Source organism: Nocardioides pini (genome assembly GCF_026712185.1).
GTDB lineage: Bacteria > Actinomycetota > Actinomycetes > Propionibacteriales > Nocardioidaceae > Nocardioides > Nocardioides pini.
This window is the reverse complement of sequence record NZ_JAPPUX010000003.1, coordinates 594,032-619,176: the sequence shown is the minus strand read 5'-3', so window position 1 is coordinate 619,176 and position 25,145 is coordinate 594,032. Positions and strand designations below refer to the sequence as shown.

At 72.3% G+C, this 25,145-nt stretch carries 26 protein-coding genes; 11 read left to right on the top strand and 15 right to left on the bottom strand.

Annotation, left to right across the window (positions count from 1 at the left end):
- Positions 1-66: 66 nt before the first annotated feature.
- The 4 genes from NYO98_RS12705 to NYO98_RS12690 form a co-directional block, all read right to left on the bottom strand.
- Positions 67-3,396 carry an ATP-binding protein gene (locus tag NYO98_RS12705; RefSeq protein ID WP_268112099.1) on the bottom strand — a complete coding sequence of 1,110 codons (3,330 nt, stop codon included), beginning with the start codon at positions 3,394-3,396 and terminating at the stop codon, positions 67-69.
- Positions 3,397-3,437: 41 nt separating this feature from the next.
- Positions 3,438-3,605, bottom strand: a complete 168-nt coding sequence (locus NYO98_RS12700) for a hypothetical protein (protein WP_268112098.1) — start codon at positions 3,603-3,605, stop codon at positions 3,438-3,440.
- 26 nt (positions 3,606-3,631) lie between these two features.
- Positions 3,632-4,219, bottom strand: a complete 588-nt coding sequence (locus NYO98_RS12695; RefSeq protein WP_268112097.1) for a hypothetical protein — start codon at positions 4,217-4,219, stop codon at positions 3,632-3,634.
- Positions 4,220-4,378: 159 nt separating this feature from the next.
- On the bottom strand, positions 4,379-4,771 hold the full coding sequence (locus tag NYO98_RS12690; RefSeq protein WP_268112096.1) for a YccF domain-containing protein: 393 nt from the start codon (positions 4,769-4,771) through the stop codon (positions 4,379-4,381).
- 63 nt (positions 4,772-4,834) lie between these two features.
- On the opposite strand from NYO98_RS12690, the gene NYO98_RS12685 reads away from it, so the two are divergent.
- Both NYO98_RS12685 and NYO98_RS12680 read left to right on the top strand, forming a co-directional pair.
- Positions 4,835-5,251, top strand: coding sequence for a VOC family protein (locus NYO98_RS12685; RefSeq protein ID WP_268112095.1), 417 nt, complete (start codon positions 4,835-4,837; stop codon positions 5,249-5,251).
- An 8-nt stretch (positions 5,252-5,259) separates the two neighbouring features.
- A complete protein-coding gene (locus NYO98_RS12680) occupies positions 5,260-5,844 on the top strand; it encodes a GNAT family N-acetyltransferase (protein ID WP_268112094.1) in 585 nt (194 codons plus the stop codon).
- Positions 5,845-5,864: 20 nt separating this feature from the next.
- Here NYO98_RS12680 and NYO98_RS12675 read toward each other — a convergent pair whose 3' ends face one another.
- Positions 5,865-6,740 (bottom strand): alpha/beta fold hydrolase, encoded by an 876-nt coding sequence (locus tag NYO98_RS12675; protein ID WP_268112093.1) that lies wholly within the window; start codon positions 6,738-6,740, stop codon positions 5,865-5,867.
- Positions 6,741-6,810: 70 nt separating this feature from the next.
- Complete coding sequence (locus NYO98_RS12670; protein WP_268112092.1) at positions 6,811-8,919, bottom strand: amylo-alpha-1,6-glucosidase; 2,109 nt, start codon at positions 8,917-8,919, stop codon at positions 6,811-6,813.
- 171 nt (positions 8,920-9,090) lie between these two features.
- On the opposite strand from NYO98_RS12670, the gene NYO98_RS12665 reads away from it, so the two are divergent.
- The 3 genes from NYO98_RS12665 to NYO98_RS12655 are packed head-to-tail and all read left to right on the top strand — an operon-like array spanning position 9,091 to position 11,150.
- Positions 9,091-9,243 carry a hypothetical protein gene (locus NYO98_RS12665; protein ID WP_268112091.1) on the top strand — a complete coding sequence of 51 codons (153 nt, stop codon included), beginning with the start codon at positions 9,091-9,093 and terminating at the stop codon, positions 9,241-9,243.
- A complete protein-coding gene (locus NYO98_RS12660) occupies positions 9,240-10,331 on the top strand; it encodes a glycosyltransferase family 4 protein (RefSeq protein WP_268112090.1) in 1,092 nt (363 codons plus the stop codon). The genes NYO98_RS12665 and NYO98_RS12660 overlap by 4 nt, the downstream gene beginning before the upstream one ends.
- Positions 10,332-10,370: 39 nt before the next feature.
- Complete coding sequence (locus tag NYO98_RS12655; RefSeq protein ID WP_268112089.1) at positions 10,371-11,150, top strand: NADPH-dependent F420 reductase; 780 nt, start codon at positions 10,371-10,373, stop codon at positions 11,148-11,150.
- Here the strand turns inward: NYO98_RS12655 and NYO98_RS12650 are convergent.
- The 4 genes from NYO98_RS12650 to NYO98_RS12635 are packed head-to-tail and all read right to left on the bottom strand — an operon-like array spanning position 11,083 to position 13,772.
- Positions 11,083-11,397: a phosphatase RsbU N-terminal domain-containing protein gene (locus NYO98_RS12650; RefSeq protein ID WP_268112088.1), complete on the bottom strand. Its 315-nt coding sequence runs from the start codon at positions 11,395-11,397 to the stop codon at positions 11,083-11,085. The two genes, NYO98_RS12655 and NYO98_RS12650, sit on opposite strands and share 68 nt — an antisense overlap.
- Positions 11,394-11,774 (bottom strand): STAS domain-containing protein, encoded by a 381-nt coding sequence (locus NYO98_RS12645; protein WP_268112087.1) that lies wholly within the window; start codon positions 11,772-11,774, stop codon positions 11,394-11,396. The genes NYO98_RS12650 and NYO98_RS12645 overlap by 4 nt, the downstream gene beginning before the upstream one ends.
- Complete coding sequence (locus tag NYO98_RS12640; protein ID WP_268112086.1) at positions 11,764-12,648, bottom strand: STAS domain-containing protein; 885 nt, start codon at positions 12,646-12,648, stop codon at positions 11,764-11,766. Before NYO98_RS12640 ends, NYO98_RS12645 begins: the two co-directional genes overlap by 11 nt.
- A gap of 47 nt (positions 12,649-12,695) precedes the next feature.
- Positions 12,696-13,772: a sigma-70 family RNA polymerase sigma factor gene (locus tag NYO98_RS12635; RefSeq protein ID WP_268112085.1), complete on the bottom strand. Its 1,077-nt coding sequence runs from the start codon at positions 13,770-13,772 to the stop codon at positions 12,696-12,698.
- 239 nt (positions 13,773-14,011) lie between these two features.
- Between NYO98_RS12635 and NYO98_RS12630 the strand changes: the two genes are divergently transcribed.
- Together NYO98_RS12630 and NYO98_RS12625 are read left to right on the top strand one after the other, a co-directional pair.
- Positions 14,012-14,269: a hypothetical protein gene (locus NYO98_RS12630; protein ID WP_268112084.1), complete on the top strand. Its 258-nt coding sequence runs from the start codon at positions 14,012-14,014 to the stop codon at positions 14,267-14,269.
- Between the two features lie 140 nt (positions 14,270-14,409).
- Positions 14,410-15,621 (top strand): glycosyltransferase family 4 protein, encoded by a 1,212-nt coding sequence (locus NYO98_RS12625; protein ID WP_268112083.1) that lies wholly within the window; start codon positions 14,410-14,412, stop codon positions 15,619-15,621.
- A gap of 46 nt (positions 15,622-15,667) precedes the next feature.
- Here NYO98_RS12625 and NYO98_RS12620 read toward each other — a convergent pair whose 3' ends face one another.
- Positions 15,668-16,600, bottom strand: a complete 933-nt coding sequence (locus NYO98_RS12620) for an NADP-dependent oxidoreductase (protein ID WP_268112082.1) — start codon at positions 16,598-16,600, stop codon at positions 15,668-15,670.
- Between the two features lie 85 nt (positions 16,601-16,685).
- Here NYO98_RS12620 and NYO98_RS12615 point away from each other — a divergent pair, with 85 nt between their 5' ends.
- The gene (locus tag NYO98_RS12615; RefSeq protein ID WP_268112081.1) at positions 16,686-16,811 is read left to right on the top strand and encodes a hypothetical protein; all 126 of its coding nucleotides are present in this window, start codon (positions 16,686-16,688) and stop codon (positions 16,809-16,811) included.
- Positions 16,812-16,927: 116 nt separating this feature from the next.
- Here NYO98_RS12615 and NYO98_RS12610 read toward each other — a convergent pair whose 3' ends face one another.
- The gene (locus NYO98_RS12610) at positions 16,928-17,899 is read right to left on the bottom strand and encodes a cupredoxin domain-containing protein (RefSeq protein ID WP_268112080.1); all 972 of its coding nucleotides are present in this window, start codon (positions 17,897-17,899) and stop codon (positions 16,928-16,930) included.
- A gap of 221 nt (positions 17,900-18,120) precedes the next feature.
- Between NYO98_RS12610 and NYO98_RS12605 the strand changes: the two genes are divergently transcribed.
- Positions 18,121-18,642 (top strand): hypothetical protein, encoded by a 522-nt coding sequence (locus tag NYO98_RS12605; RefSeq protein ID WP_268112079.1) that lies wholly within the window; start codon positions 18,121-18,123, stop codon positions 18,640-18,642.
- Positions 18,643-18,696: 54 nt separating this feature from the next.
- Here NYO98_RS12605 and ychF read toward each other — a convergent pair whose 3' ends face one another.
- Positions 18,697-19,773 (bottom strand): redox-regulated ATPase YchF, encoded by a 1,077-nt coding sequence (ychF, locus tag NYO98_RS12600; RefSeq protein WP_268112078.1) that lies wholly within the window; start codon positions 19,771-19,773, stop codon positions 18,697-18,699.
- A 337-nt stretch (positions 19,774-20,110) separates the two neighbouring features.
- Here ychF and NYO98_RS12595 point away from each other — a divergent pair, with 337 nt between their 5' ends.
- Both NYO98_RS12595 and NYO98_RS12590 read left to right on the top strand, forming a co-directional pair.
- On the top strand, positions 20,111-20,614 hold the full coding sequence (locus tag NYO98_RS12595; protein WP_268112077.1) for a PH domain-containing protein: 504 nt from the start codon (positions 20,111-20,113) through the stop codon (positions 20,612-20,614).
- Positions 20,611-22,197 carry a PH domain-containing protein gene (locus NYO98_RS12590; RefSeq protein WP_268112076.1) on the top strand — a complete coding sequence of 529 codons (1,587 nt, stop codon included), beginning with the start codon at positions 20,611-20,613 and terminating at the stop codon, positions 22,195-22,197. Before NYO98_RS12595 ends, NYO98_RS12590 begins: the two co-directional genes overlap by 4 nt.
- Here NYO98_RS12590 and NYO98_RS12585 read toward each other — a convergent pair.
- A complete protein-coding gene (locus NYO98_RS12585) occupies positions 22,194-24,005 on the bottom strand; it encodes an acyl-CoA dehydrogenase (protein WP_268112075.1) in 1,812 nt (603 codons plus the stop codon). The two genes, NYO98_RS12590 and NYO98_RS12585, sit on opposite strands and share 4 nt — an antisense overlap.
- A 120-nt stretch (positions 24,006-24,125) precedes the next feature.
- The gene (locus NYO98_RS12580; RefSeq protein ID WP_268112074.1) at positions 24,126-24,938 is read right to left on the bottom strand and encodes a M57 family metalloprotease; all 813 of its coding nucleotides are present in this window, start codon (positions 24,936-24,938) and stop codon (positions 24,126-24,128) included.
- Between the last annotated feature and the right edge of the window lie 207 nt (positions 24,939-25,145).

Sequence of the window (25,145 nt, the reverse complement as noted above, 5' to 3'; positions counted from 1 at the left end):
TTCTCCTCTGCTCGGTGCGACAGGAGGAGCATCCGGCGGCGTCCTTGCCGGACACCTGCACGTGCCTTACCGCGCTCGCAGCCGCTCCGCGAGGGCCTCTGACCGCCGCTGCCACGGGCGACACTCGAGGCGGGCGTTGAGCTCGACGGCACGAGCCGCCGCATCGGCGGCACGGGGGTCGCCGAGCGCGTCGAGCCCGACGGCGTGGAAGTGGTCCACGACGCCGTAGTGGAAGATCGAGCCGTAGTTGGCCGGGACGCCGAGGTAGGGCTCGATGAGCGGCAACCCCTCGCGCACGCCGTCGAGGTCGCCCAGAGCGGCCAGCACCGCCACCCGCAGGCACCTGCCGACCGTCGAGCTGTAGGTCATCTCACGGACCGGGGCAGCCGGGCCGAGGACGTCGCGCGCCGTGTCGAGCTCGCCGTCCTCGACCAGCTCCCAGGCGGTGACCGCGCGCAGGGCGGCGCTGCCCCCCGAGGCCAGCGCGACTGCACCCGGGGGGACGGCCGCGCCCGCCGGGCGGGAGTGCAGCGCGTGCAGGCACTCGAGCTCGCGCGCCGCGATGAAGCCGGCTCGCCGGTGCATGTCGAGCGCCCGGTCTCCGAGTGCTCCGGCCTCGGGCGAATCGACGTCGTGGGCGCGGGCCCAGCGCCACCACGCCAGCGGGATGTCCACACCGCTGTGTCGCAGCGCCTCGGCCGCCGCGCCGCAGCGGGCCATCGCGTCGTCGGCCGCCTCGACCTCGAGGCTCTCGTAGCGGAGGAGGCCGAGGTAGAACAGGGCGGCGAGCTCGATCTCGCCGCGAGGACGGCGGGCCACCAGCTCCTCGACGAGCTCCACCCGCCCGGTCCTGTCACCGCTGCCCATCATGCCGACCATCCGCACCATCAGCATCTCGTCGAGCAGCACCCGGTCGCCCAGGGTGCGGGCGATCCGCACCGACTCCTCGCCGTACTCCTGCACGACGTCGCCGCGCGGACCGTAGTAGTGCTCCATCTGCAGCGTGGCGAGCACCCGGGCGCGGGGCGCCTCCTCGAGGTGCTCGGCCGCCTCGGTCAGCATGCCGATGAACTCGTGGTCGACCTTGCCGTGCTCGCGCCAGCTCCACACCCCGGCACCCCCGAGGATGGCGGCGGCCTCGGCGACGAGGTCCCACCGCCCCAGGTCGTGCGCGGTCGCCACGGCCTCCTCGACCGCGGTGCGCGCCTCGGGCGTGCGCCCCAGCCGCAGCAGCGCCGCCGCCCGCCCCCGCTGCGCGCGAGCGGCCTCGGACGACTCGCTCCGTGCGTGCGAGAGCGCGAGCGACCACAGGTCCAGCGCCTCCTGGTGAGCCGATCGTGAGGCCGCGACCTCTGCTGCGCGGGACAGCCAGACGACGGCGCGCCGTGCCTGCTCGACGCCCAGCGGGGCGGCGAGCTGGGCGTGGTGGGCGACGTCGGCGGCCGCGTCGGGGTCGTCCCCGCCTCGCTGCTCGAGGATGCGCGCCGCCCGATCGTGCAGGTGCATCCGTCGAGCGGCCCCCATCCGGGAGCTGAGGGCCTCGCGAGCCAGGGCATGGACGAACGCGTAGCCGTGCTCCTGCTCCTCCGCGAGCCCGCTGGCCACCGCCTGGTCGAGGAGCTCCAGCGCGCGGTCCACCTCGATGCCGCTCAGCTCGGCGACGAGGGTGGGGTCGATGGTGCGGTCGACCACCGCGGCAGCGGTCAGCAGGCCGACCCCGTCCGGCGGGAGCCGCTCGATGCGCTGGCGCAGGACGTCGGTGATGCCGTCGGGCACCGGGAGCGTGGCGGGCTCCACCGTGGCCAGGTCGGGCAGGCCCGCCAGCAGCCGGGCGTACTGGAGGACGAAGAACGGGTTGCCCGCCGTGACGGACGAGACGTGACGCACCAGCGGCTCGCCCGCGATCGACGAGCCGAGGGTGTTCTCGATGAGGTCGGCCACGCCGGTGCGGTCCAGCCCGTCGACGCGCAGCCGCTCGGCGCCGGCCCGGGCGAGCGTCGCCATGGTGTCGACGAGCTGGTCCGCGGTGATCGCCTCGGTCGTGCGCCGGGTGACCACGACTGCGAGGGACACGGGCGGGGCAGTGTCGGCGAGGTGGCGCAGCAGCTGGAGCGAGGTGGAGTCGGCCCAGTGCACGTCCTCCAGCACGACCAGCAGCGGTCGGCGGGCTGCCGAGCGCGCGAGGAGGTCGACCACCGCGTCGAACATCCGCAGGCCCGCGCCGGCTCCGGTGTCCTCGACGTCGGTGTCCGCCAGCAGTGGCGCCAGACGGGTGTCGGACGCGCTCTCGCCGTCGTCAGCCGCGAGCTCGCGCACCATCGCCAGCCACGGCCACAGCGCAGGTGCGTAGCCGCCCTCGTGCCCGCGGCCGACGAGCACCCGCCAGCCGTCGTCGCCGGCCCCCCGTGCGACGTCCTGCACGAGCCGGGACTTGCCGATGCCCGGCTCACCCGCGACGAGGAGGAACTGGGTGCGACCCGTGGAGACAGCCCGCGCGACCACGTCGGCGGCGAAGCGAGTGGTGTCGTGGCGACCGACGGTCACGGGCCCTCGACCCGCGTCGAAGGCCGTGACCCGGGCGTCGGCCGCGCCCGCGGCCGCGTCCGGGCGACCGAGCGTGTCACCAGGCCCGACCGCCGGCACCATCAGGTCGGGGTCCTGGCGCAGCAGGCGCTGCTCGAGGGTGCGCACCTCCTCCGAGGGATCCACGCCCAGCTCGTCAGAGAGCCGCTCCCGCAGCCCCCGGAGCGTGGCGAGCGCATCTGCCTGGCGCGCGCAGCGATACTGGGCGAGCGCGAGCAGCGCCCACAGCCGCTCGCCGTAGGGGTTCTGCGCGGCGACGTCAGCGGCATCACGCAGTGCGTCCTCGGCGCGCCCGAGCTCGAGCAGGGCGCGGATCCGCTGTTCCTGGACGGCGAGGCGCAGCTCGACCAGCCGGTCGGCGGCCGCCCGGACGAGCTCGCCCGCGACGGTGGCGTACGGCGTACCCGTCCAGCGCGCGAGCGCCGCGTCCGTCGCCGCCAGTGCGTCGCGGCCGTCGCCCGCTCGCAGCGCGTCGCGAGCGGCCACCTCGAAGGCCCACGTGTCGACGTCCGCTGCCGCGGCGGCGATCGCGTAGCCGGCTGCGGTGCTCACCAGCGCGGACCGGCTGCCCGGCCGGCGTTCCGGCTCGAGGAGACGGCGCAGGCGGGACACGGCGACCTGCACCGACGCGAGCACGCGGTCGGACGCCTCCGCCCCCCACACCTCGATCGCGAGACGCTCGCCCGGGACGTGCTCGCCGTGGGCGGCGAGCAGCGCGCACAGCACACCACGCTCACGACCCCTCGTCACCGGCACGCTGACCCCGTCGACGACGACGGCGGTCTCGCCGAAGGCAACGTAGGTCAGCGCCACGGCGGCATGGTGACACAGGCGGCGGCGTGAGTCGCCACCTTTCAGGGGGCTCGGACCGGCTCCTGAGTGCGGTCGTCGTCGCGCGTCCAGCGCGCGAGGGACCGGACGCCCGGGCAGACCCACCCGGCACGTCGGTGGTCCCAGTAGCAGGTGCGCGTGTGGTCGTGGCGAGGACCGGCCGCCGCGTGGTCGGTAGCAGTGGCGTCCACGACGGTCTCCTCCGGTCGGGCGGTGGTCAGCAACGGACCGTGGGGTTGAAGGCGGCGAGCAGCCCGTCCGGGTTGTGCCGGAACAGCCACGCGTGCAGGTCGTAGTGGACCGGCATACCGGGCTCGTGACCCGGCATCGGACCGTCGAACGGGACGCCGAGCAGGTCAGGACGGTCGCCGTCGGTCGCCGGGTCCTGGTCGGCGTCGGGCACGAACCACTCGACGGCGCCGAGCGTCAGCCCGGAGGTGCCGGGGACGTAGACGAGGATCGGCGGCCGCTCGGGGTCCACCGGCCCCATCAGGCTCGGGTTCACGTAGTGGTGTCCCATCCCGCCAGTGGGTGAGGCGTTGCACTCCGCGCTCGGCAGGTAGCCGTCCGCGACCGCCGCAGCCGGGGAGCGGTAGCGGGCCAGCCGGCCCTTGAGCCGCATCATCTCCCGGAGGGCGGGCGCGGGCACGGGGCGAGCGCCGGAGCCGTCCGCGGCATCCGGCCTGCCGTCGTCGTGCGCCGTGGCGGACGGCACGGTCAGTGCGAGGAGCGGCAGCGCGAGGACGGTGGTCAGTGACGCGGCGAGCGCGGTCCGGTGAGTGCGGCGGCGAGTGGACAGGGACATCGTGTCTCCTTCGGTGACGACGCCCGGCGGGTCCGGACGGTGGTCCACACGCTCGTGGGCGATCCTTGCCGGCAGCTTGCACGCCGCTGACCGCTGACCTCGGCGACCTACCAGGTCGGCGTCACCGGCGACACTGGGTTCGACGCGGTCGCAGAGCCGTCAGCGGTCGAACTCGCCGCTGCTGGTGGGGACGATGTCCTTGCCGAGCGGCGCCAGCGAGATCGGGATGAGCTTGAGGTCGGCGAGGGCCAGCGGGATGCCGATGATGGTGATCGCGAGCGCCACCGCGGACACGACGTGCGCGATCGCCAGCCACCACCCGGCCAGCACGAACCAGATCACGTTGCCGAGGAACGATCCGACACCGGCTGACGGCTTGGCGACGACGGTCCGCCCGAACGGCCAGAGCGCGTACGCCGCGATCCGGAAGGACGCGATCGCCCACGGGATCGTGATGATCGGGATGCACAGCAGCACGCCGGCCAGCACGTAGCCGAGGAACAGCCAGAAGCCGCCGAAGACCAGCCAGACGACGTTGAGGAGCAGGCGCACGTGCCGATCAAACCAGATCGCCGGCTGCGCACCGTCCGTCCGGGACCGTGCTTGGATCGCTCCATGGCCTCCCGTCTGACCGAGATCTCGCTCGACTGCCACGACCCCGACCGGCTCGCCGACTTCTGGTGCGCGGTGCTCGGATGGGAGGTCGTCCACCGCGAGCCGGGCCTCGTCGAGATCAGTCCGTCTCGGGTCGAGGACCAGGCGCTGCTCGACGCCGTGCGCTCCGGGCCGGTCTGCCCGACCATCTTCCTGGCGAAGGTCGACGAGCCCAAGACCGTCAAGAACCGCTCGCACTTCGACGTCTCCCCCGTCGACGTGTCGCAGGAGGAGGAGGTCGAGCGCATCCTGGCCCTCGGCGCCACCCGGGCCGACGTCGGGCAGACGGGTGAGGAGTCGTGGACGGTGCTCGCCGACCCCGAGGGCAACGAGTTCTGCGTGCTCCGCAGCCTCGCGCCGGGTCACTTCTCGCTGTGAGACCGCCGGTGGACGCTCCCGAGCCCGGGGTCGGGCTGGCCGTGCGGCTGCCCATCGAGACCGAGCGGCTCGTCCTGCGGGCGCACCGGATGGACGACCTCGACGACCTGACCGCCTTCCACGGCGATCCCGAGGTCGTGCGCTACGTGCCGTGGCCGGTCCGCGACCGTGCCGCCACCGCGGAGACCCTGCAGGTCAAGCTCACCCAGACCGAGCTCGTCGCCCACGGCCAGTGGCTGGTGCTCGCCGTCGAGCTGCGGTCGACCGGCACAGTGATCGGCGAGGTGCTGCTCAAGTGGGCCTCGGACCGCCAGGGAGAGGTCGGTTTCGCGTTCGGTCGCGACCACCGCGGTCAGGGCTACGCCGCCGAGGCCGCCACGGCGATGCTGCGCCTCGGCTTCGACGACCTCGGCTTCCACCGGATCACGGCCGTCTGCATCGAGGAGAACGCCGCTTCCGCGCGGCTGCTGGCCCGGTTGGGCATGCGGCAGGAGGCACGCCTGGTCGACAACGTGTTCTTCAAGGGCGCGTGGGCGACCCAGCTGGTCTTCGCGATGCTCGAGGGCGAGTGGCGCTCCCGCGCCGACGGCTGACCCTGCGCGGGCGGCCCCGGTCAGGCCTCGGCCGCGACCTCCGGACCGTCCGACCCCGCGGCCATGAACTCTCGCAGCACCCGGGCGAACCGGTCGGGGTCGTCGAGGTGCGGGAAGTGCCCCGCCCCCTCGAACAGCTCGACGCGACAACCCGGCAGGGCCCGCTGGGCGCTGAGGGCGTGCCACGCCGGGATCATCCGGTCCTTCGAGCCCCACACGATCAGGGTGGGCGGCGCGGACACGGCCCCGAGGTGGTCGTACGCGCTGATGCTCTGCCCGCCGAAGTCGATGACGGCCCGCGTCGTCGCCAGGAACGCCCGCCGGCTCTCGCTGTCGCCCAGGCTGGTGAATCCGCGCCAGATCGCCCCGATGTCCGCGCCGGGGCGCCATCCCACCCGCTGGGCCCCGCGCCCGAGCGCGTCGACCCGCTGCAGGACGGGGGCGGAGGCGATCACGCCCAGCACGTGCTGCGCGCCGGGGAGGGTCGCCGAGCGCAGGACCAGGTTGACCTCCCTGCCGAGGCCGCCGCTCGACACGAGGACGAGGCGGGCCACTCGTTCGGGGAAGAGGTAGTAGAACTGCATCGCGATCCCCCCACCGAGCGAGTGGCCGACGAGGGTGACGCGCTCGATGCCCAGCTGGTCGAGCAGGTCACGCAGCGTCGCGGCGTGCGAGCTGAGCGAGTAGTCGCCCGTCGGCTTCGCGGAGTCGCCGTGACCGAACAGGTCAGGCACCACCACGCGGTGGTCGGCGTCGACCTCGTCCACCAGGTGGGCCCACTGGCGCTGCGAGCCCAGGATCCCGTGGATGAAGAGCACGGCGGGACCCGTGCCGCTGTCGACGTACGACAGATCGTGGCCGTGCAGCGTGAGGGTTGCCGGGGGCAGGCGCACCATGCTGGTCATCCTGAGGTGGTGGGGAGTGGTTACCCCACGGTAACCCGGACGTGGAGGACGGCGTCGACCCTCAGTCCATCAGGACGTCGCCGCGACCGTCCTCGACGCGCACGGACACCTTCCGGCCCCCGAAGTCGAGTCGCTGGAGGAGCAGGTCCGGGACAGCACCGAGGTCCGTGCGGGCCAGCTCGAGGCCCGACCGGTCCGCCGTGGGCTGCAGGCCGAGCATGCTGCGGACGTTGAGCAGGACCGAGGCAGACGCCCATGCCTGGGGGGAGCACGACGACGGGTAGGCGACCGGCACCGGCACGTCGGCGCGGGACACCCCGGCGAACAGCTCGGGGGGACGGCCGTCGAAGCGGCTCGCGGCCTCCAGCGCGCCGTCGACCAGCAGGTCGACGGCGTCCCAGCACCCGTACCGCGCGGCGCCGGCGATGCAGATGGCCGTGTCGTGCGGCCACACCGACCCGTTGTGGTAGCTCAGCGGGTCGTACGCGCCCATGGTCGTCGCCAGGGTGCGCAGGCCCCACCCGGTCCACAGCTCGGCGCCGACGAGCGTCTCGACACAGGTGCGTGCCTTGTCCTCGTCCGCGATGCCGCACCACAGCGCGTGGCCGGGGTTGCTCGTCAGGGCGTCGACCGGGCGTCCGTCCCCGTCGAGGCCGACGACGAAGTGGCCACGCCGGTCCCAGAAGGTGTCGTTGAAGCGGTCCTTCAGCGCCTCCGCCTCCCGCAGCAGCTCGTCGGCGTGGTGGCCGATGTCGACGTGCCCTGCGATCTCCGCTGCTCCTCGCAACGCGCTGTAGGCGTAGCCCTGGACCTCGACGAGGGCCAACGGCCCCCTCGGGAACGTCCCGTCGGCGCGGTTGATGCCGTCCCAGGAGTCCTTCCAGCCCTGGTTCTCCAGGCCTCGCGGGTCGCGCCTGAGGTAGTCGACGAAGCCGTCCCCGTCGCTGTCCCCCGCGCCGAGGGTCCAGTCGACGGCCCGGCCGACAGCCGGCGCGAGGCGGGCGAGCGCGACCTCGTCGAGCGCTCGCCAGCGCCATGCCTCGGCGACGAGCCCCACGAACAGCGGGGTGGCGTCCACGGTGCCGTAGTAGCGGCTCCGCGACGAGAACGGCCCACTGCCGCCGTGCCGGCGGAGCTCGTGGATGATGCGTCCCGGCTGCTCCTCCGACGCGGGGTCGTCCGCCGTGCCCTGGAGGTCGGCGAGGCTCGCGAGCACACCCCCGGCGAGCGAGGCGTCGAACGGCAGCGTCATCCAGGACGTCAGCAGCGAGTCGCGGCCGAACAGGGTCATGAACCACGGGGCACCGGCCGCCACGACCGCGCGGTCGGGGTGCGCCTCGTCGACGATGCGCAGCGCTGCGAGGTCTGCGAGTGCCTGGTCGACGGCCGTGGGCAGGCGCGCGTCCAGGGAGGTGACCGACGGGACGCCCGACCGCCAGGCGTCGAGCTGGCGGATCGCGGTGCCGCCGAGGGCCGCTGGCTCGATCCGGGCACGTACGCCAGCGGAGACCGGGCGGACCTCCACCCGGAGCGTGACGTCCTTGCGTCCGTCGATGCGTAAGTCCCACGTCGCCGTGGCGCGCGACGGGTCGGAGTCGTCGGGCTCGGGGCTCAGCACCACCTCGGTGCTGTCCCCCGTTCCCGGGTCCTGGTCCTCCGGTGACTCCAGGAGCCATCCGTCCGCCGTGCGCGTGGCTCGCCCGTGGCGCCGGCTCGTGACACCGCCCTTCACGTCGAAGACGTGGGCGAAGTCGGCGGCGACCTCGAGCTCCAGCCGGACGACGACCGGCGACGGATGGGGGTTGCTGAGCGTCAGCTCCTCGACCAGGCCGCCCGACAGCCAGCGGCGGCGCACCGCCAGCACCTCTGCCACGTCACGGCGCGCGTCGCCGGCACCTCCGGGTGCCTGCTCCACGTCGGTGACGACGCGCGAGACGACCACCGCTGACATGGGCGTGGGGGTGCTGGCGGCCAGGAGCTCCGTGCGTCCTCCCACGACATCGAGCCGGAACCGGCTGAGGTGCCGCAGGTCGTCGTACACGAGACCGTGGGTCGCCGCGACCATGTCGCCGCCCTCGTCGCTGATGGAGAAGCTGCGTCCATCGACCGTCACGAGGTCGTGACGACCGCCCACCGGGACCGCGTCCGCCGAGAGATGTAGCTCAGACACCCGTCCACTGTGCCCCATCGCCTCCGACGAACGCACCCCTGTGAGGGTTTCCCCGATCTCGGTGTGAGCGGATGCTGGAGGTGGGCCGGACGGCACGTACCCCGTGTCGCCGGGAGGGAGTGAGTCTTGAGCACCGTGTTCGAATGCCCGTGCCCGGGTTGCGGCCGGCGCATGGAGGTCCGCCGCGACGGCGACGTCGAGTGCACCGCGTGCGACGCGCGCTACCGCGCCCGGATGGGCTACCTGCTGCCGCTGCCCCGACGCGGGTCGGCCGATGCTGCCCCTGCCGCGGCCGGTGGGCTGACGACAGCCGGAGCCTCATGAGGATCGCGCAGGTCGCGCCGCTCTACGAGGCGGTGCCGCCGGGTGCCTACGGAGGGACCGAGCGCATCATCGCCGCCCTGTGCGACGGCTTGGTGGAGATGGGCCACGACGTGACCCTCTTCGCGCCGCGGACGTCCGAGACCATTGCCACGCTGGAGGCCTACGAGGACCCGCTGCGGGAGCGCTTCGACGCCGACGAGCTGGTCAACCTCGCCCCGCACCTCCACCTCCAGATGATGGCGGACCTCTACGCGCGGCGCGACGAGTTCGACGTCGTGCACTCCCACCTCGACATCTGGACCTTCCCCTTCGCGAGGCTCTTCGACACGCCCACCGTGCTGACCATGCACGGTCGCCTGGACCTCGACTTCCTGCACGACCTCCTGCCGAGGTACGGCTCGGTGCCGCTGGTGTCGATCAGCAACGACCAGCGCCGCGCGGTGGCCGACCTCGACCTGACCTGGGCGGCGACCGTCTACAACGGCCTGGACTTCTCGACCTACGGCGACGTGTCGCACGACCCCGACGGCTACCTCGGCTTCGTCGGTCGCATCGCCGAGGAGAAGGGGCCGTTGGCGGCCATCGAGATCGCCCGGCGCTGCGACCTGCCGCTGCGGGTCGCCGCCAAGGTGGATCCCCTCGACGAGCCCTACTACGAGGAGGAGGTCGCCCCCCTCATGGGACCCGACGTCGACTTCGTGGGCGAGATCGACGAGCAGCAGAAGCCTCCGTTCTACGCCGGCGCCCGCGCGACGCTGTTCCCCAGCGACTGGCCCGAGCCGTTCGGTCTCGTGATGATCGAGTCGATGGCAGCGGGCACGCCGGTCATCGCGCTGCGCCGCGGGTCGGTGCCGGAGGTGATCGAGGACGGCGTCTCCGGCTTCATCTGCGACGACGTCGACGAGATGGTCGAGGCGGTGCGACGCGTCGGCGACATCGACCCCGACGCGTGTCGGCAACGGGCCGAGAGGTTCTCGGCGCAGGCGATGTGCCGCGGCTACGTCCAGGTGTACGAGCAGCTCACGCGCGCGCGGGCGGCCGACGCCCACATCCCCGCCCAGCGACAGGAGCGCGTCCCCACCACCTGACCGTGGAACATCGGAGCGCCGGGAGGCGTTGCGACGTCCATGACCACACTCGGCATCGTCGGAGCAGGACACATCGGCAGCACCGTCGCCCGCCTGGCGGTCGACGCGGGGTTGGACGTGGTGCTGGCGAACAGCCGGGGCCCGGAGACGCTCGCGGACCTCGTCGCCGACCTGGGGCCGTGTGCCCGGGCCGGCACCGCCACCGAGGCGGCGCGTGCCGGCGATCTCGTCGTCCTGACGGTGCCGCTCAAGGCCCTCGGGGACCTGCCGGCGGACGCCTTCGACGGCCAGGTCGTCCTCGACACCGGCAACTACTACCCGCAGCGTGACGGGCACATCGGCGAGCTCGACGACGAGTCGACGAGCTCCAGCGAGCTCACCGCACGGACGCTTCCCGGCGCGCGGGTCGTGAAGGTCTTCAACAACATCTTCTTCGGGCACCTCGCCGCCCTCGCCAGGCCGCAGGCCGCGGCGGGCAGCGACGAGCGCTCGGTCCTCCCGATCGCCGGCGACGACGCGGACGCCAAGCAGGCGGCGACGCGGGCTGCTCGACACGCTGGGCTACGACGTCCTCGACGCCGGGCCGCTCGCCGAGGGCTGGCGCTTCCAGCCGGACACCCCGGCGTACGGCGTCCCGTACGACGGCAGCAGCGACGGGACGTGGAGCGGTGCGACCGCCAGGCGGGTCGGCGCCGACGAGCTGCGTGCCACGCTGGACCGCGCCGTCCGTCGCGACGGCGCCTGACCGTCCTCAGCGGGGCCGGGCGTCACGCCGGGCGTCCAGGAAGCCACGCTGGGCGACCTCGAAGGACGCGATGAGGTCGATGAGCAGGGTGGCGGCGGCCTCGGCCAGGGCGGGGACCTCGTCGACGTCGCGGACCGTGGCGAGCACGTCGAGGAAGAGGTCGTTGTGGACGCGTACGACGTCGAGCAGGCCGACCGACTCCTCCATCGCGCGACGCCCGAGCTCGTAGGCCGCCTGCAGCCCGGACTCGTCGCGCTGGGAGAGGTGACGCAGGAAGAGGGGGGCGTAGTCGAGGCGGAAGCGCTCGAGCGGGTCGGTCACGTGCCCAGCCACTCCAGGCCCTCCTCGAGGTCGAGCGCCGTCTGCGTCAGCGGGATGCGCACGCCCAGGCGCACGAGCGTCATGGCCACGTCCGGCGCGATGCCGACGACGACGGTCCGGGCACCCCGCAGCTGCGCCATGTAGGCGAGGTCGGCGAGCGTGCGGGCGGCGAAGGAGTCGAGGACGTCCAGCGCCGCCACGTCGATCAGGATCCCCCGGCAACGGTCGCGTCCGACCCGCTCGAGGAGGTCGCGCTGCAGCCGTTCGAGCTGCTCGTCGTCGAGGGCGGCGTGGATCGAGACGATCAGGTTCGGTCCCTGCGACAGGATCGACGCGGGCAGCGGGACGTGGGGAGCGGTGGGGACGTCAGTCGGCATCCGGCACCTTCGAGACCCGGAACCCGAGCTGCCGTTCCGCCTCCTCGATCCCGCCCTGGAGGTCGCCGACGGTGTGCATCTTGCTGAGGTCGACACCGATGGTGACGAGCGTCTGGGCGATCTCCGAGGACAGCCCGGTGATGATCACGTCCGCTCCCATGAGCCGGGAGGCCGTCACCGTGTCGACGAGGGAGTTGGCCACGTTCTCGTCCATGTCCGGCACGCCCGTGACGTCGATGACCACGAGCTTCGCCCGGTGCGCCCGGATCCCGTGCAGGAGCTGCTCGGTGAGCTGCTGGGCCCGGGTCTGGTCGAGCACGCCGATGATGGGCAGGATCAGCAGTCGCTCGCGCACCTGCAGCACGGGAGTCGAGAGCTCCAGCAGGGCGTCCTGCTGGTCGCGGATGACCCGCTCGCGCTGCTCGACGAAGCTGACCGCGACCGTGTTGGCGATGCGGTTGGCCGCGGGCTCGTAGGCATCGAGCACCCGGTTCAGCAGCTCGAAGTCGTCGCGGTACTTCTCGAAGAGCGAGCGGGCCAGCACGTCGCGCAGGAGCAGCACGATCCCGATGACCTCGTGGGTCTCGACGCCGCGCGGGATGATGCGCTCGGAGAGGTCGCGCGCGTAGTGCTGGAGCGCCTTGACGCTGCCGGTCTCCAGCACCTCGACGTAGTTGTCGTACACCGAGGTCGCCTCCGAGAAGACCTCCTGGTTGGTCATCGACGAGAGCAGGTGGGCGTCGGTGATCCGCTCCGCCCACTGCTGCCGGAGCTGGGTGCGATGGTCGCGCAGGTGGGCGACCAGCTCGGGAAGCAGCAGCTCGTCGCCGCGGTCGCCCTCGGCGCCGGTGGGGGTGCTGGTCTCGTCCGTCATGACGTCATCGCCTCTCGTGCGCTGCTCGGTGTCAGGTGCTGGTCGCTTCATGTCAACCACTTCTCCATCGTCACGGTGGTCCCCTCGCCGGGGACCGAGCTCAGGTGGAACCGGTCCATCAGCCGCTTCGCGCCGGGGAGCCCGAGCCCGAGGCCGTGGTAGGTGCTGTAGCCGTCACGCAGCGCGACGTCGGGGTCCGCGATCCCCGGGCCTACGTCGCGCGCCACCACCCGGACGCCTTGCCGCCCGTCCTCCGTCACCAGTGAGATCGCCACCTCGCCGCGGTCGGCGAACTTGACGATGTTGCGGCTGATCTCGGAGATCGCGGTGGCGACCAAGGTCTGGGCCGAGGTGGAGAAGCCGGCGCGGGCGGCGACCTCGCGACCCTGCTGCCGTGCCGTCACGACGTCGGCGTCCCGCGACACCGGCACCCGCACGACGCCGTCCTCGGCCGGCTGCCCGCGCCGCTCGAACAGCCGGTCGGCGAGCTGGCTGCACGTCTCGCACTCCAGCAGGTGCCCGCTCGCGTCGAGCTCGCGCTGACGTCGCCGGTCGCTGCTCGACAACGCCCTCAGGACGGGCCGGCATCGGTCGGAGGGTGGGTCGATCGCCTCGGCGGCCAGGAGGTACTCGACGCGGAGGCTGGCGCGGGCGCGACTCAGACGGGCGGCCACCGCGCCGGGCGTCGACCCCAGCTCCGCCGCCATCGTGGTGGTGTCCTGGCCCTGCACCTCGTGGGCCACGAGGAGGTCCCGGTCCTCGGCGGAGAGCCGTTCCAGCGCCGCAGCGACGAACTCCCGGTCCTCCTGCAGCAGGAGATCCTCGGTGGGAGGTGGCGCGTCGCTGGGATCGGCGAGGAGGTGCGACCGGTTGCGCGCCCGGTCGTTGCGCTCGGCGTACGTCGCCACGACGTGTCGCGCCGTGACCGCCGCATACTGGTGCAGCTTGTCCGGGTCGACGCGCCTGGAGGAGGACATCAGCCTGGCCAGCGTCTCCTGGACCAGGTCCTCGACGGTGTGCGGGTCCTTGATCCTGGCCCCGACCACGCGGCGCAGCACGGGGACGAGCTCCACGACGACGCGCTCGTCGTAGGGCTGGTCGCCACGCACGGCCTCGCTCGCCACGCAGTCCTCCTTCCCGCCGAGAAGCAGGACCTGCGGCCCCTTGGGTAGACCTCCACGAGTCTATGACCGCCCTCGGCCGGGCGCATGACGCGAACCCTCCCTTCGGGCGTGCCCGACCGCGGCCCCGGCTGAGGCGCTCGACCACTCGCGCGGCCGGGCGGTCCGGCGACCACCTCGCGTCATCCGTGGCCCACCCGCCGGTCACAGGGGTGGAGCGCAAGGCGACAGGGAGGGCGGACGTGATCACGTACGACGGTCAGCAGGGTGGAGACGCGGTGCCGGGGATCCCGGCCCGCGACCTCGAACAGCGGGTGAGGGACCTGGAGAACCAGGTGATGGCGCTGGCCGCGGCCGTCGACGCCGCCTCACGGATGCAGGTGGCGACGCCGCGCCGGGTGGACCAGGACATCAGGATCGCCGGCGGACGGCTGGTCCGCCGGATCCTCGAGAAGGCCCGTCTCGTCGAGGACTACCGCGAGACGCCCCGCGCCGGATAGCCACCGGCGGCGCCGTGCGACCAACCCCCCCCGCCACGGCGCCGCCGGTCCTCACCTGCACCGGCCGAGCAGGTGCCGGGCGAGCAGACGACGAGGGGGACGCGGTCGCCCGAGCGCCGCACACGAGAGGAGCAGTGCAGATGGCAGTCACAGGGATGGAGACGTGCGCGGTCAACGGGGTGGGGTACAGCCGGCGCGCCCCACGGGTGGTGCCCGCGCCGCGACGGGCCGAGGTCCCCCGCGCCGAGCCGCCCTTGCGCATCGCGCAGGTGGCGCCGCTCTACGAGGCCGTGCCGCCGGGCGCGTACGGCGGGACGGAGCGTGTCATCGCCACCCTGTGCGACGGACTCGTCGCCCAGGGGCACGACGTCACCCTCTTCGGGCCGGCGACCTCGGACACGAAGGCGCGTCTCGAGGCCTTCGAGCAGCCGCTGCGCGAGCGGTTCAGCGCCGACGAGATGGTGGACGTGGCACCCCACCTGCACCTGGCGATGCTGGCCGAGCTGGCGACACGCGCCGGTGACTTCGACGTCATCCACTCCCACCTCGACGTGCTGACGCTGCCGTTCACCAGGCTCATGGACACGCCCACGGTGCTGACGCTGCACGGGCGGCTGGACCTCGACGTCGTGCGCGAGCTGCTGCCCCGGTACGGATCGGTCCCGCTGGTGTCCATCAGCAACGACCAGCGGCGCGCCGTCTCCGACCTGGACCTGACGTGGGCGGCGACCGTCCACAACGGCCTCGAGCTCGACCACTACCGCGAGGTGCCCCACGACACGGACGGCTACCTCGGTTTCGTGGGCCGGATCGCCGAGGAGAAGGGGCCGCTGACGGCCATCGAGGTGTCACGACGTACCGGCGTGCCCCTGCGGATCGCCGCCAAGGTCGACCCCACCGACGTCTCCTACTACGAGGGCGAGGTCAGACCCCGGATGGGCGCACACGTCCGCTTCGTCGGCGAGATCGCGGAGGACGAGAAGCCCACCTTCTACGCCTGCGCCAGGGCCACCCTGTTCCCCAGCGACTGGCCCGAGCCCTTCGGCCTCGTGATGATCGAGTCACTGGCCGCCGGCACGCCCGTGATCGCCCTGCGTCGCGGCTCGGTGCCCGAGGTGATCGAGCACGGCGTCACCGGCTTCATCTGCGACGACGAGGACGAGATGGTGCAGGCCGTGCACCGGGTCGGCGAGATCGACCCCGAGGCCTGCCGCAGAGCCGCTGCACGCTTCGGCGCCGAGCGGATGTGCCGCGGCTATGTCGACGTCTACCGCTCCCTCATCGACCGCTCCGCCCGCCGGACGCTGACGACACCGGCACGGCACCTGCTCCCGGGCATCGGCAAGCGCTGAGCAGGCCCTCGAGACGGCCCCGCGCGGGGCTCGGCCGGGACCCCCGCTAGGGCTCGAGGACCAGCTTCCCGCCCGGGTGGCCGCTCATCAGCAGCTCCGTCGCCTCGACCGCGTCGCCCAGCGGGAAGGTGCGGGCGACGGGCACGACGAGCCTGCCCTCCCCGGCGAGCCGGACCAGGTCGGCGCGCACCGCGTCGCGGAAGGCCTGGCTGGCCGGCATCGCGCCGGCGATCGCCCTGAACCCCTCGCGTCTCGCACGGTCGGCGGCGGCGATGGTGACGACCCGCTCGCGGTCGGCGACCAGGGCGAGCGAGACGTCGACGGCCTCGTCCGTTCCGACGCAGTCCAGCGCCGCGGCCACGCCGTCCGGTGCGAAATCTCGCACGCGCTGCTCCAGCCCGTCGCCGTACGCCACCGGCGTGCCGCCGAACCGCCGCACCATGCCGGAGCTCCTCTCGCTCGCGGTGCCCACCACCGTCGCTTCGAGCATCGCGGCCTGCTGAAGCACGCTGACCCCGACGGCGCCGGACGCCCCGTGGACGAGGACGGTCTCGCCCTCGCGCACTCCGGTGACGTGCAGCATCTCCGCGGCGGTGGAGCCGGCGAGCAGCAGGTTGGCGGCCTCACCGAACGACAGCGACGCCGGCTTCGCGAAGACGTCGCCCGCCGGGACGGTGACCGCGGTGGCCCAGCCGCCGCTGATGCGGAAGGCCAGCACCTCGTCGCCGGTCGCCACCGGCCCTGACGCGATCTCCGTGTCCGGCCCGACGGCCGTGACGACGCCTGCCACCTCGTAACCGATCGGCCTCGGGAAGTCCTCCGGTCCGCCGCGCGCCACGTGCTTGGCGTCGGCCGGGTTCATCCCTGCCGCCCGGACCTCGATCGTGACCTCGCCCGCGCCTGGTGCCGGGACGTCGTGGTCCTCGAACGAGAACACATCGAGGCCACCGGGACGGGTCGCCACCCAGTGCTTCGCCATCTCCCGAACATAGCCTCAGCGCGCTCCTCCCCCGCGGCCGACGCTGCACCGGCCGGGTGGTGGATGGCGGAGGTAGGCTGCCGACATGGGCACTATCCAGGAAGCCCTGACGATCGTCTTCTGCGTGGTGGTCTCGTTGGCAGCCGTGGGGGCGGCCATCGTCGTGTGGCGCGACGACCACAGCAAGCGGACCGACGGGGACTGGGTCTAGCCCGCTCGTCGGGTACGACGGGTCCTGCGGAACGCGCACGGCGTGACGAGGTCCCCTGCCCCGCAGCGCGAGCTGGGTGAGCAGGCGCTGCGGGGAACCGGCCGTCCTCGTGCGGGCTACTGGACGACCACCTGGCCGACCATGCCCATCCCGGCGTGGAGCAGGCAGACGTACGAGTAGGTGCCTGCCTTGGTGAACTTCACGGTGAACGTGCTCGGCGGCGGCCCGAACCCCGGAGGCAGGATCACGCCGGAGCTGAGGGCGGCACCCTGGAAGTTCGTCGGGTCGCCGGTCGGCGCGAGCGGGTTGGCCGGGGGCGGCCCGAAGGTGACCGTGTGCGGGACCGGGAACGTGTTCCTCGCCATGTCGAAGGTCACGCTCTCGCCGACCTTTACCACGACGTTGCCGGGGATGAACCGGTTGATCTGGACGCGCATGTCGGCGGCGCCCATGAACACGTGGTGGGAGTCGGCGGCACCCAGTGCGTCGGCCCACAGGTCGAGCCCGTGCTCGATGTCCGCGTTCGACGCCTTGGTGGCCATCGCGTTGTAGTCGGCCTGGGTGTGCGGATAGGGCGTGCCGGCCTTGCGGACGACGACGACGGCCTTCATGGCCTCGCCGTGGACGTAGCACAGGTACTTGTACTTGCCCGGCTTCTTGAACTTCAGGTCGTACGTCCTGACCGCGTCGGGGAAGAGGGCGTCGGGTGCGGGGGCCATGATCCCGGAGCTGCGGAACTGGCCCGGCTCGGAGATCGTGCCCTTCGACGTGGGCGTCGTCATGTAGGCGATCGACAGGTCGAACGGGACGGCGGGGTGCTGGTCGTCGACGAAGGAGACGGTGTGCGGCTCCATCGAGTTGGCGACCCAGTGCACGGTGTCGCCGGCGTTGATCCAGATCTTCTTGGGCCCGTACGCCATCGTCTGTACGGCACCTGAGCTCGACTCAGCGCCGACCATGACGTTCCAGGTCTTGGCCTTGGTAGCGGACGCGGCGTGGGCGTTGCTGGCCAGCAGTGCAGGCATGGCGGCGAGCAACAGTGCGAACACCGCGAGGAACACCGAGGACTTCCTCGGCCGAGCAGACATCGGGGGCATGCTCACTCCTTCGCAGTTGGGAATCTCCTCACTCTCCTCGCGGCACGGACCTGCGACAACCGGCTGCCTGAGCGGCATAGACCACCTGACCCGGCCGTGGACGAGCGGGCAGAGACGAACCGCAGGCAGACCGGCGCGCGCCCTGTCGTACGTGCGCCGACGACCCTTGACGCCACGGGCCCGACGCCCGCACCGTTGGCCATGCTGACCTGTTGGCGGCACGACGATCCACGGGATGGACCGGTCGTCCTCCAACGGCTCGACCACACTCGCTGGCGCCTTGGTCGTTGACTCCGCGCCGGCTGGGCTCGATTCGCATCGGGATGAACCTCCAGGACGCACTGGCAACGGGCCTCTTCGTTGCGGATCCGGACGAGCAGTGCGGAGACCTGGCCAATCTCGTCGCCACGTACGAGCGCGACATCTTCGTGGACTGGAAGGACGACGTGATCTTCTCGATCCTGGTCAAGGGTCAGGCTCGCACGCGAGGAGGCGTCCGCGTCGGCTCGGCTGTGAGTCGACTCCGTGCGACTCAGCCGCTGCTCCGTGGCCCGCGACTCGTCGAGGGCGACGGCGGGCTGCGTTGGATCCAGTTCACCCGCCGTGGTCGGGACTGGCTCGTCTTCGGGCTCGACACCCCGTCGGACCGGAGCCCACGAGGACGAGACCGGATCGAGTTCTTGAACGTCCAGAACTCCTGGTCGACCGAACAGGGTCTCTTCGGCGGTTGTTGACCACGTGCGTGCTCAGTCCTCCGCGATGAACCGTCGCGCACGGCACGGCGGCCGTCACACGTTGAAGCGGAACTCCACCACGTCGCCGTCGGCCATCACGTAGTCCTTGCCCTCCATGCGGACCTTGCCGGCCTCGCGGGCCTTGAGCATGGACCCGGCGGTCATCAGGTCGTCGAAGGAGACGACCTCGGCCTTGATGAAGCCCTTCTGGAAGTCGGTGTGGATGACACCGGCGGCCTCGGGGGCGGTGGCGCCCTTCCTGATCGTCCAGGCCCGGGTCTCCTTCGGACCGGCGGTCAGGTAGGTCTGCAGGCCGAGGGTGTCGAAGCCGACGCGGGCGAGCTGGTCGAGGCCGGACTCGGAGATGCCCATCTCGGCGAGCATCTCGTGCGCCATCTCGTCGTCGTCCATCTCCGCGAGGTCGGCCTCGAACTTGGCGTCGAGGAAGATCGCCTCGGCCGGCGCGACGATCTCGCGCATCCGGTCCTTCAAGGAGTCGTCGGCGAGCTCGTCGCCGTCGCAGTTGAAGACGTAGATGAACGGCTTGGCCGTCAGCAGGGACAGCTCGCGCAGCAGCGAGCGGTCGATGTCGGTGGCGATGATCGGGGTGCCCGACTCGAGGGCGTCCTTGGCGGCCTTGGCGGCCTCGAGGTTGGCAACGAGGTCCTTGACCTTCCGCGACTCCTTCTCGAGCCGGGCGATCGCCTTCTCGACGGTCTCGAGGTCGGCGAGGATCAGCTCGGTCTGGATGGTGGAGATGTCGTTGGCGGGGTTGACCTCGCCGTCGACGTGGGTGACGTCGTCGTCGCGGAAGACGCGGGTGACCTGGCAGATCGCGGCCGACTCGCGGATGTGGGCGAGGAACTTGTTGCCCAGGCCCTCGCCCTGCGAGGCGCCGCGCACGATGCCGGCGATGTCCACGAACTCCACCGTCGCGGGCAGCACCTTGGCCGACTCGAAGACCTCGGCCAGGCGGGGCAGCCGCTCGTCGGGGACGCCCACGACGCCGACGTTGGGCTCGATGGTGGCGAACGGGTAGTTCGCCGCGAGGACGTCGTTCTTGGTCAGTGCGTTGAAGAGCGTCGACTTGCCCGCGTTGGGGAGACCGACGATGCCGATGGTGAGAGCCACGGGCGGGGAGTCTACGGCGGCGCGCGGCACGCGAGCGATTCGCGGCAGGCGGGAGAAGCGAGGACGGCGGAGGGCCCGGCCGGCCGGCCGGGCCCTCCCTCCTGCGCGCCGCGGCGTCCGTCAGGAGCCGTGGACCGACCACACCCCCGCGCGATCAGTCCCGGTCATCGACAGGTCCCTTGGACGACCTGTGAGGCTCCCCCACCCAACCCCGTCGGGCCGCGACCGGGGAAGGTCTGGGCAGGGTCAGGTGTGTGCACCTGCACGAACCTGCACCATCCCCGGCGACCGGCTCGGGGGCGTCGGGTCGCTCGCGCGCACCTGCAAGACTCGGACCATGACTGACGTGGGGGGTACGCCGGTGCTGCGCGAGCCGGCCAACCGGGTCTCGCCGCGGGCGATCCCGTTCTGGACCGTCTCGGCCCTGGTCGGCGACGCCGTCCTGGTGGTCGCCGCCGTGCTCGTGTGGCTGCTCGTCCCCGGCGTGCCCGGCTGGGCCGGTCTCCTGGTGCTGCTGCTCGCGGTGGCGGCGGTCGCGCACGTCGTGCTGATGCCCCGGGTCCGCTACCGCGTGCACCGGTGGGAGGTCACCGACACCGCGGTCCACACCCGCGAGGGATGGATCGGCCGCGAGACCCGCATCGCCCCGATCAGCCGGGTCCAGACGGTCGACTCCCGCCAGGGCGCGCTGATGCGGCTGTTCGGGCTCGCCTCGATCACCGTCACCACCGCGTCGGCGGCGGGCCCGATCACCGTCGACTGCCTGGACGCCGCCACCGCCCGCGAGGTGGTCGCGCGGCTGACCGCCATCACCGCCGCCACCGAGGGCGACGCCACGTGATCCCCGAGCCCGGGGAGGGCTACGTCCGGCTCAGCCCGCGCAAGCTGCTGCTCGACCCCGTGAAGGCCGTCGGGCAGATGGTCGTGCCCCTCGTCATCGCGCTCGTCGGGATCAGCCGGAGCGACACGCAGTTCTGGCCGATCATCCTCCCGCTCGTCGTCATCGGCCCGCTCGTCCTCGGCGCCCTGCCCTGGCTGACGACCCACTACCGCCTCACCGGCACGCAGATCCAGGTCCGCAGCGGCGTGCTCAACAAGACCACCTCGACCGCGCCGCTCGACCGCGTGCGCAGCGTCGACCTCGAGGCGTCGCTGATGCACCGCATCCTCGGGCTGCAGAAGGTGCAGATCGGCACCGGCGTCGACGACGACCGCATCACGCTCGACGCCCTCGCTGCCGCCGACGCCCAGGCACTGCGTACGACGCTGCTGACGCGTCGTGCCGTCGCGGAGCAGCAGGCCGTGGCGGCAGCGGGAGCCGTCGGCCACGCTGCCGTCGGGCCCACCGACCTCCCCGACGGCCTCTCGCCCGAGCGGCCCGCCGGGCCCGCCACCCCGTCCCCGCCCCTGTCCCCACCCCCGGTCGCGCCGGCGGTGCCGCTGGCGCGGATCGACTGGTCGTGGCTGCGTTTCGCGCCGTTCAGCCTCGGCCGGCTGGTGCTGGTCTTCGGCGGCCTGGGCGTGCTGTCGCAGTTCGCCGACGACCTCCCCATCTGGAACCAGGAGACGGCCACCTCGGCGTGGCACTGGCTCACCCAGTTCGCCGTCGCCGCCATCGTGGTCGTGCTCTCCGTCGGCGCGCTCGCCCTGTGGCTGGTCATCTCGGTCGCCGGCTACGTCCTGCAGTGGTGGGGCTTCCGGCTCGTGCGCGAGCACGGCTCGCTCCACCTCACCTCCGGGCTGGTGACGACGCGGTCGATCACCGTGGAGGAGGCGAAGGTCCGCGGCGTCGAGATGACCGAGCCGGTGCTCATGCGGCTCGTCGGCGGCGCCGAGCTCTCCACGCTCGCCACCGGCGTCGAGAACGGCGTCACGCAGGTGCTGCCGCCGTGCCCGCGCGGGGTCGCCGTCGCGGTCGGCGAGGCGGTCCTCGAGCGACCGGGCCCGCTGACCGGTCGGCTCGTCGAGCACGGCCCGAGGGCCCGGCGCCGTGCGTGGTTCCGCCAGGTCCGCCACGCCCTCGACGCCGTCGTGCTGCTCGCGGTCGGCTGGTGGTGGTTCGACCTGACGTGGTGGTGGCTCGCCGCGATCGGCACCGCGCTGCTGGCCCTCGCCGCGGTGGCCGGACAGGCGCAGTACCGCCATCTCGGGCACGCGCTCGCGGGCGACCACCTCGTCGCCGGCAGCGGCACCTTCGCCCGCATCCGCACCGTGCTCGAGACCGACGGGATCATCGGCTGGGTCGTCTCGCAGACGTGGTGGCAGCGCCGCGCCGGGCTCGCCGACCTGACGGCCACGACGGCCGCGGGCACCGAGCGGGTGCTGGTGCGCGACGTACGCCTCGACGTGGCCGTGGCGCTGGCCGACCGGGCCACGCCCGGGCTGCTGTCCGACTTCGTCGGGCCGGCGCACGGGACGGCCTAGAACCAGGCGTCGCGCATCTCGAGCGTGGTCGTGTCGCCCGAGGCGAGCAGGTCGAGCATCGGCCCCACCTTCGGCAGCTCCCAGCGGAAGAAGTAGCGGGCCGCGGCACGCTTGCCGTCGTAGAAGTCGCCGTCGTGGTCGCCGACCGCGACGAGCTGCTCGAGCCACATCCACGCCACGACGACGTGCCCGGCTGCCTCGAGGTAGACCGTGGCGTTGGCCATCGTCCGCTCCGGGTCACCGAGCCCGGCCAGCGCGAGCGTCACCTCCCCCAGCCGGTCGACCGCCGACTGGAGGGCGTCGGCGTGGGCGGCGGGCTCCCCACCGAGGTCCCGGGCCCGGGCCACGGTGTCGGCGATCCGGGCGGCCAGCGCCATGAGCGAGGCGCCGCCGCCGCCGAGGACCTTGCGGCCGAGGAGGTCGAGCGCCTGGATGCCGTGGGTGCCCTCGTGGATGGGGTTCAGCCGCTGGTCGCGCCAGTGCGCCTCGACGTCGTAGTCACGGGTGTAGCCCGAACCGCCCAGCACCTGGATCGCCAGGCTGTTGCTCTCCTGCCCCCACTGCGACGGCCAGGACTTCGCGATCGGCGTGAGCAGGTCGAGCAGCCGCCCGGTCTCGGTGCGCTCCTCCTCGTCGCGCGCGGTCGCCTGGACGTCGAGGAGCCGCGAGCAGTAGAGGTTGAGCGCCAGCGCACCCTCGACGTACGCCTTCTGCGCCAGCAGCATGCGGCGCACGTCGGCGTGCTCGATGATCGGCACCTGCGGTGCGCTCGGGTCGGCGGCCGCGAGCCGGCGCCCCTGCGGGCGGGAGCGGGCGTACTCCAGCGACTTGAGGTAGGCGGTGTAGGCCGTGGTCGTCGCGGACATCCCGACCCCGAGGCGCGCCGCGTTCATCATGTGGAACATGTAGGACAGGCCCTTGCCCGGCTCACCGACGAGGTGGCCGACGGCACCCGGGGCGCCGCCGGGCAAGAACGCCCCGCCGCCGAAGACGGGAGCGGTGTTGACCGTCCCCCGGCTGCCGAGCTTGTGGTTGATGCCGGCGAGGACGACGTCGTTGCGCTCGCCGATCGAACCGTCCTCCCCCACGAGGTGCTTCGGCACGATGAACAGCGAGATGCCGCGGCTGCCGGGGGCGGCGTCGGGCAGCTTGGCCAGGACCAGGTGGACGATGTTGTCGCCCATCTCGTGGTCGCCGCCGGAGATCCACATCTTGCTGCCGAAGATCCGGTAGGTGCCGTCGTCGGCCGGGACCGCACGCGTGACCACGTCGCCGAGGCTGGAGCCCGCGTGCGGCTCGGACAGCGTCATGGTCCCGAAGAAGCGACCCTCGAGCATCGGCGTCACGAAGCGCTCGACCTGCTCGGGGGTGCCGTGGGCGAGCAGCAGGCCGGCGTTGGCGACTGTCAGGAACGAGTACGCCGCCGTGCCGATGTTGGCCGCGGTGAACCACGCCATGCAGGCCGAGGCGACGACGTGCGGGACCTGCTGCCCGCCGACCTCCTCGTCGAGGGTCAGGGTGAGCAGGTCGGCCTTGGCGAAGGCCTCGAGCGCCGAGGCGATCTCCGGGATGAGGTGCACCCGCTCGCCGTCGAAGGCGGGCTCCTCGGTGTCGCTGCGGCGGTAGTGCGGCGCGAAGTGCTCGGTGGCCAGCTGCTCGCACAGCGCCAGCAGGGCGTCGTACGTCTCGCGGTCGTGCTCGGCGAACCGCGGCCGCTCGGCCAGCTGCTCCACGTCGAGCCACTCGAAGAGCATGAACTGCAGGTCGCGCGCGGAGAGGATCGTCGAGGGCGAGGCGGTGGTGGACACGCGCCGACGCTACCCGGCGGGCGGCCCGTGACATGACGATCGCCCCCTCCGCTCGGGACAGAAGGGGCGATCGCCGCCTGCGACCGACCTTACGGGTCGGACCGGAGGTTCACCAGTGGCTCAGGCACCGTAGAGCGCCGCGGCGCCCTGGCGGTCGGTGTTCGTCATGCTCAGGTTGGCCGACGAGCCGTTGCACTGGGGGTAGTGCATGATCGACGCGGAGTCGTACGGCGTCAGCGGGCGCCAGTTGTTGTCCTCGAAGCACGTGCCGGCCTCGGGCCGCGTGTGCTCGTGCCGGAAGCCGAGCGTGTGGCCGAGCTCGTGGCCGAGGATGTTGCTGGGCGTCCACGACCCGGAGGTCCAGATCGAGTCGTCGACCAGCACGTTGCGCGAGCGCTTGGGCGAGCTGGGGAAGAACGCGCGGGCGATGTACTGGGAGGTCTGCACGGGCTCGACCGAGAAGAGCACGCTGTTGTTGCGGGTGGTGCAGCTGGCGTCCTGGGACGGCACGTACACGAAGTTGATCCTCGAGGACGCGGCCTCCCAGAGGCCGGCGCCACTGTTCATCGCGTTGACGATGTCGGCCTTCCGGGCGCCGAACTTGTCGCTGACGCAGTAGGTCAGGTTGCCGACCTGGGCGGTGGACCACTTGTCGTCGACGCCGCCGACAGTGTTGACGACGAGGCCCTCCTCCATGGCCTTCTCCGAGCCTCCGACCATCCGGTCGTAGTAGGCCCGGAGGTCACCGGTGGTGCTGACGGGCTCGTCGCCGTTGACGATGTACTGCTGGTCGGAGTCCTTGAAGGAGGAGGCGTGGAACTCCTGGAAGGACGGGATCTCCGACTCGGTGGCGGCCAGTGCCGGTGAGGCGAGGGCCGCGCCGAGGAGTGCTGCGGAGCTGAGGGCGATCGCCCCGAGTCGACTGCGCTGCATGCTGGTTCTTCTCCTGATGGGGGATTGGGCACACGCCATCTCGGAGGTCGAGCAGCGCCGGACGGGTTGGGAGCGTCCGACAGGGGTGTAGCGGGGTTGGCACGAGTTCCCGAGACAGGTGCGTGCCGACGAACCTCCCCCACAGGCGCGCGATCTGTAAAGGGTTTCCTGCGTAAAACGTTTCGCGCCCCACAGCGTGCGGCGCGA

Bases quoted from the DNA above. Each gene is read 5' to 3' on its own strand.
- NYO98_RS12610 (WP_268112080.1), bottom strand. From the start codon at position 17,899: ATGTCTGCTCGGCCGAGGAAGTCCTCGGTGTTCCTCGCGGTGTTCGCA.
- NYO98_RS12685 (WP_268112095.1), top strand. From the start codon at position 4,835: ATGGCCTCCCGTCTGACCGAGATCTCGCTCGACTGCCACGACCCCGAC.
- NYO98_RS12615 (WP_268112081.1), top strand. From the start codon at position 16,686: ATGGGCACTATCCAGGAAGCCCTGACGATCGTCTTCTGCGTGGTGGTC.
- NYO98_RS12675 (WP_268112093.1), bottom strand. From the start codon at position 6,740: ATGGTGCGCCTGCCCCCGGCAACCCTCACGCTGCACGGCCACGATCTG.
- NYO98_RS12620 (WP_268112082.1), bottom strand. From the start codon at position 16,600: ATGGCGAAGCACTGGGTGGCGACCCGTCCCGGTGGCCTCGATGTGTTC.
- NYO98_RS12660 (WP_268112090.1), top strand. From the start codon at position 9,240: ATGAGGATCGCGCAGGTCGCGCCGCTCTACGAGGCGGTGCCGCCGGGT.
- NYO98_RS12640 (WP_268112086.1), bottom strand. From the start codon at position 12,648: ATGACGGACGAGACCAGCACCCCCACCGGCGCCGAGGGCGACCGCGGC.
- NYO98_RS12595 (WP_268112077.1), top strand. From the start codon at position 20,111: ATGACTGACGTGGGGGGTACGCCGGTGCTGCGCGAGCCGGCCAACCGG.
- NYO98_RS12580 (WP_268112074.1), bottom strand. From the start codon at position 24,938: ATGCAGCGCAGTCGACTCGGGGCGATCGCCCTCAGCTCCGCAGCACTC.
- NYO98_RS12695 (WP_268112097.1), bottom strand. From the start codon at position 4,219: ATGTCCCTGTCCACTCGCCGCCGCACTCACCGGACCGCGCTCGCCGCG.
- NYO98_RS12655 (WP_268112089.1), top strand. From the start codon at position 10,371: ATGACCACACTCGGCATCGTCGGAGCAGGACACATCGGCAGCACCGTC.
- NYO98_RS12625 (WP_268112083.1), top strand. From the start codon at position 14,410: ATGGCAGTCACAGGGATGGAGACGTGCGCGGTCAACGGGGTGGGGTAC.
- NYO98_RS12645 (WP_268112087.1), bottom strand. From the start codon at position 11,774: ATGCCGACTGACGTCCCCACCGCTCCCCACGTCCCGCTGCCCGCGTCG.
- NYO98_RS12665 (WP_268112091.1), top strand. From the start codon at position 9,091: ATGGAGGTCCGCCGCGACGGCGACGTCGAGTGCACCGCGTGCGACGCG.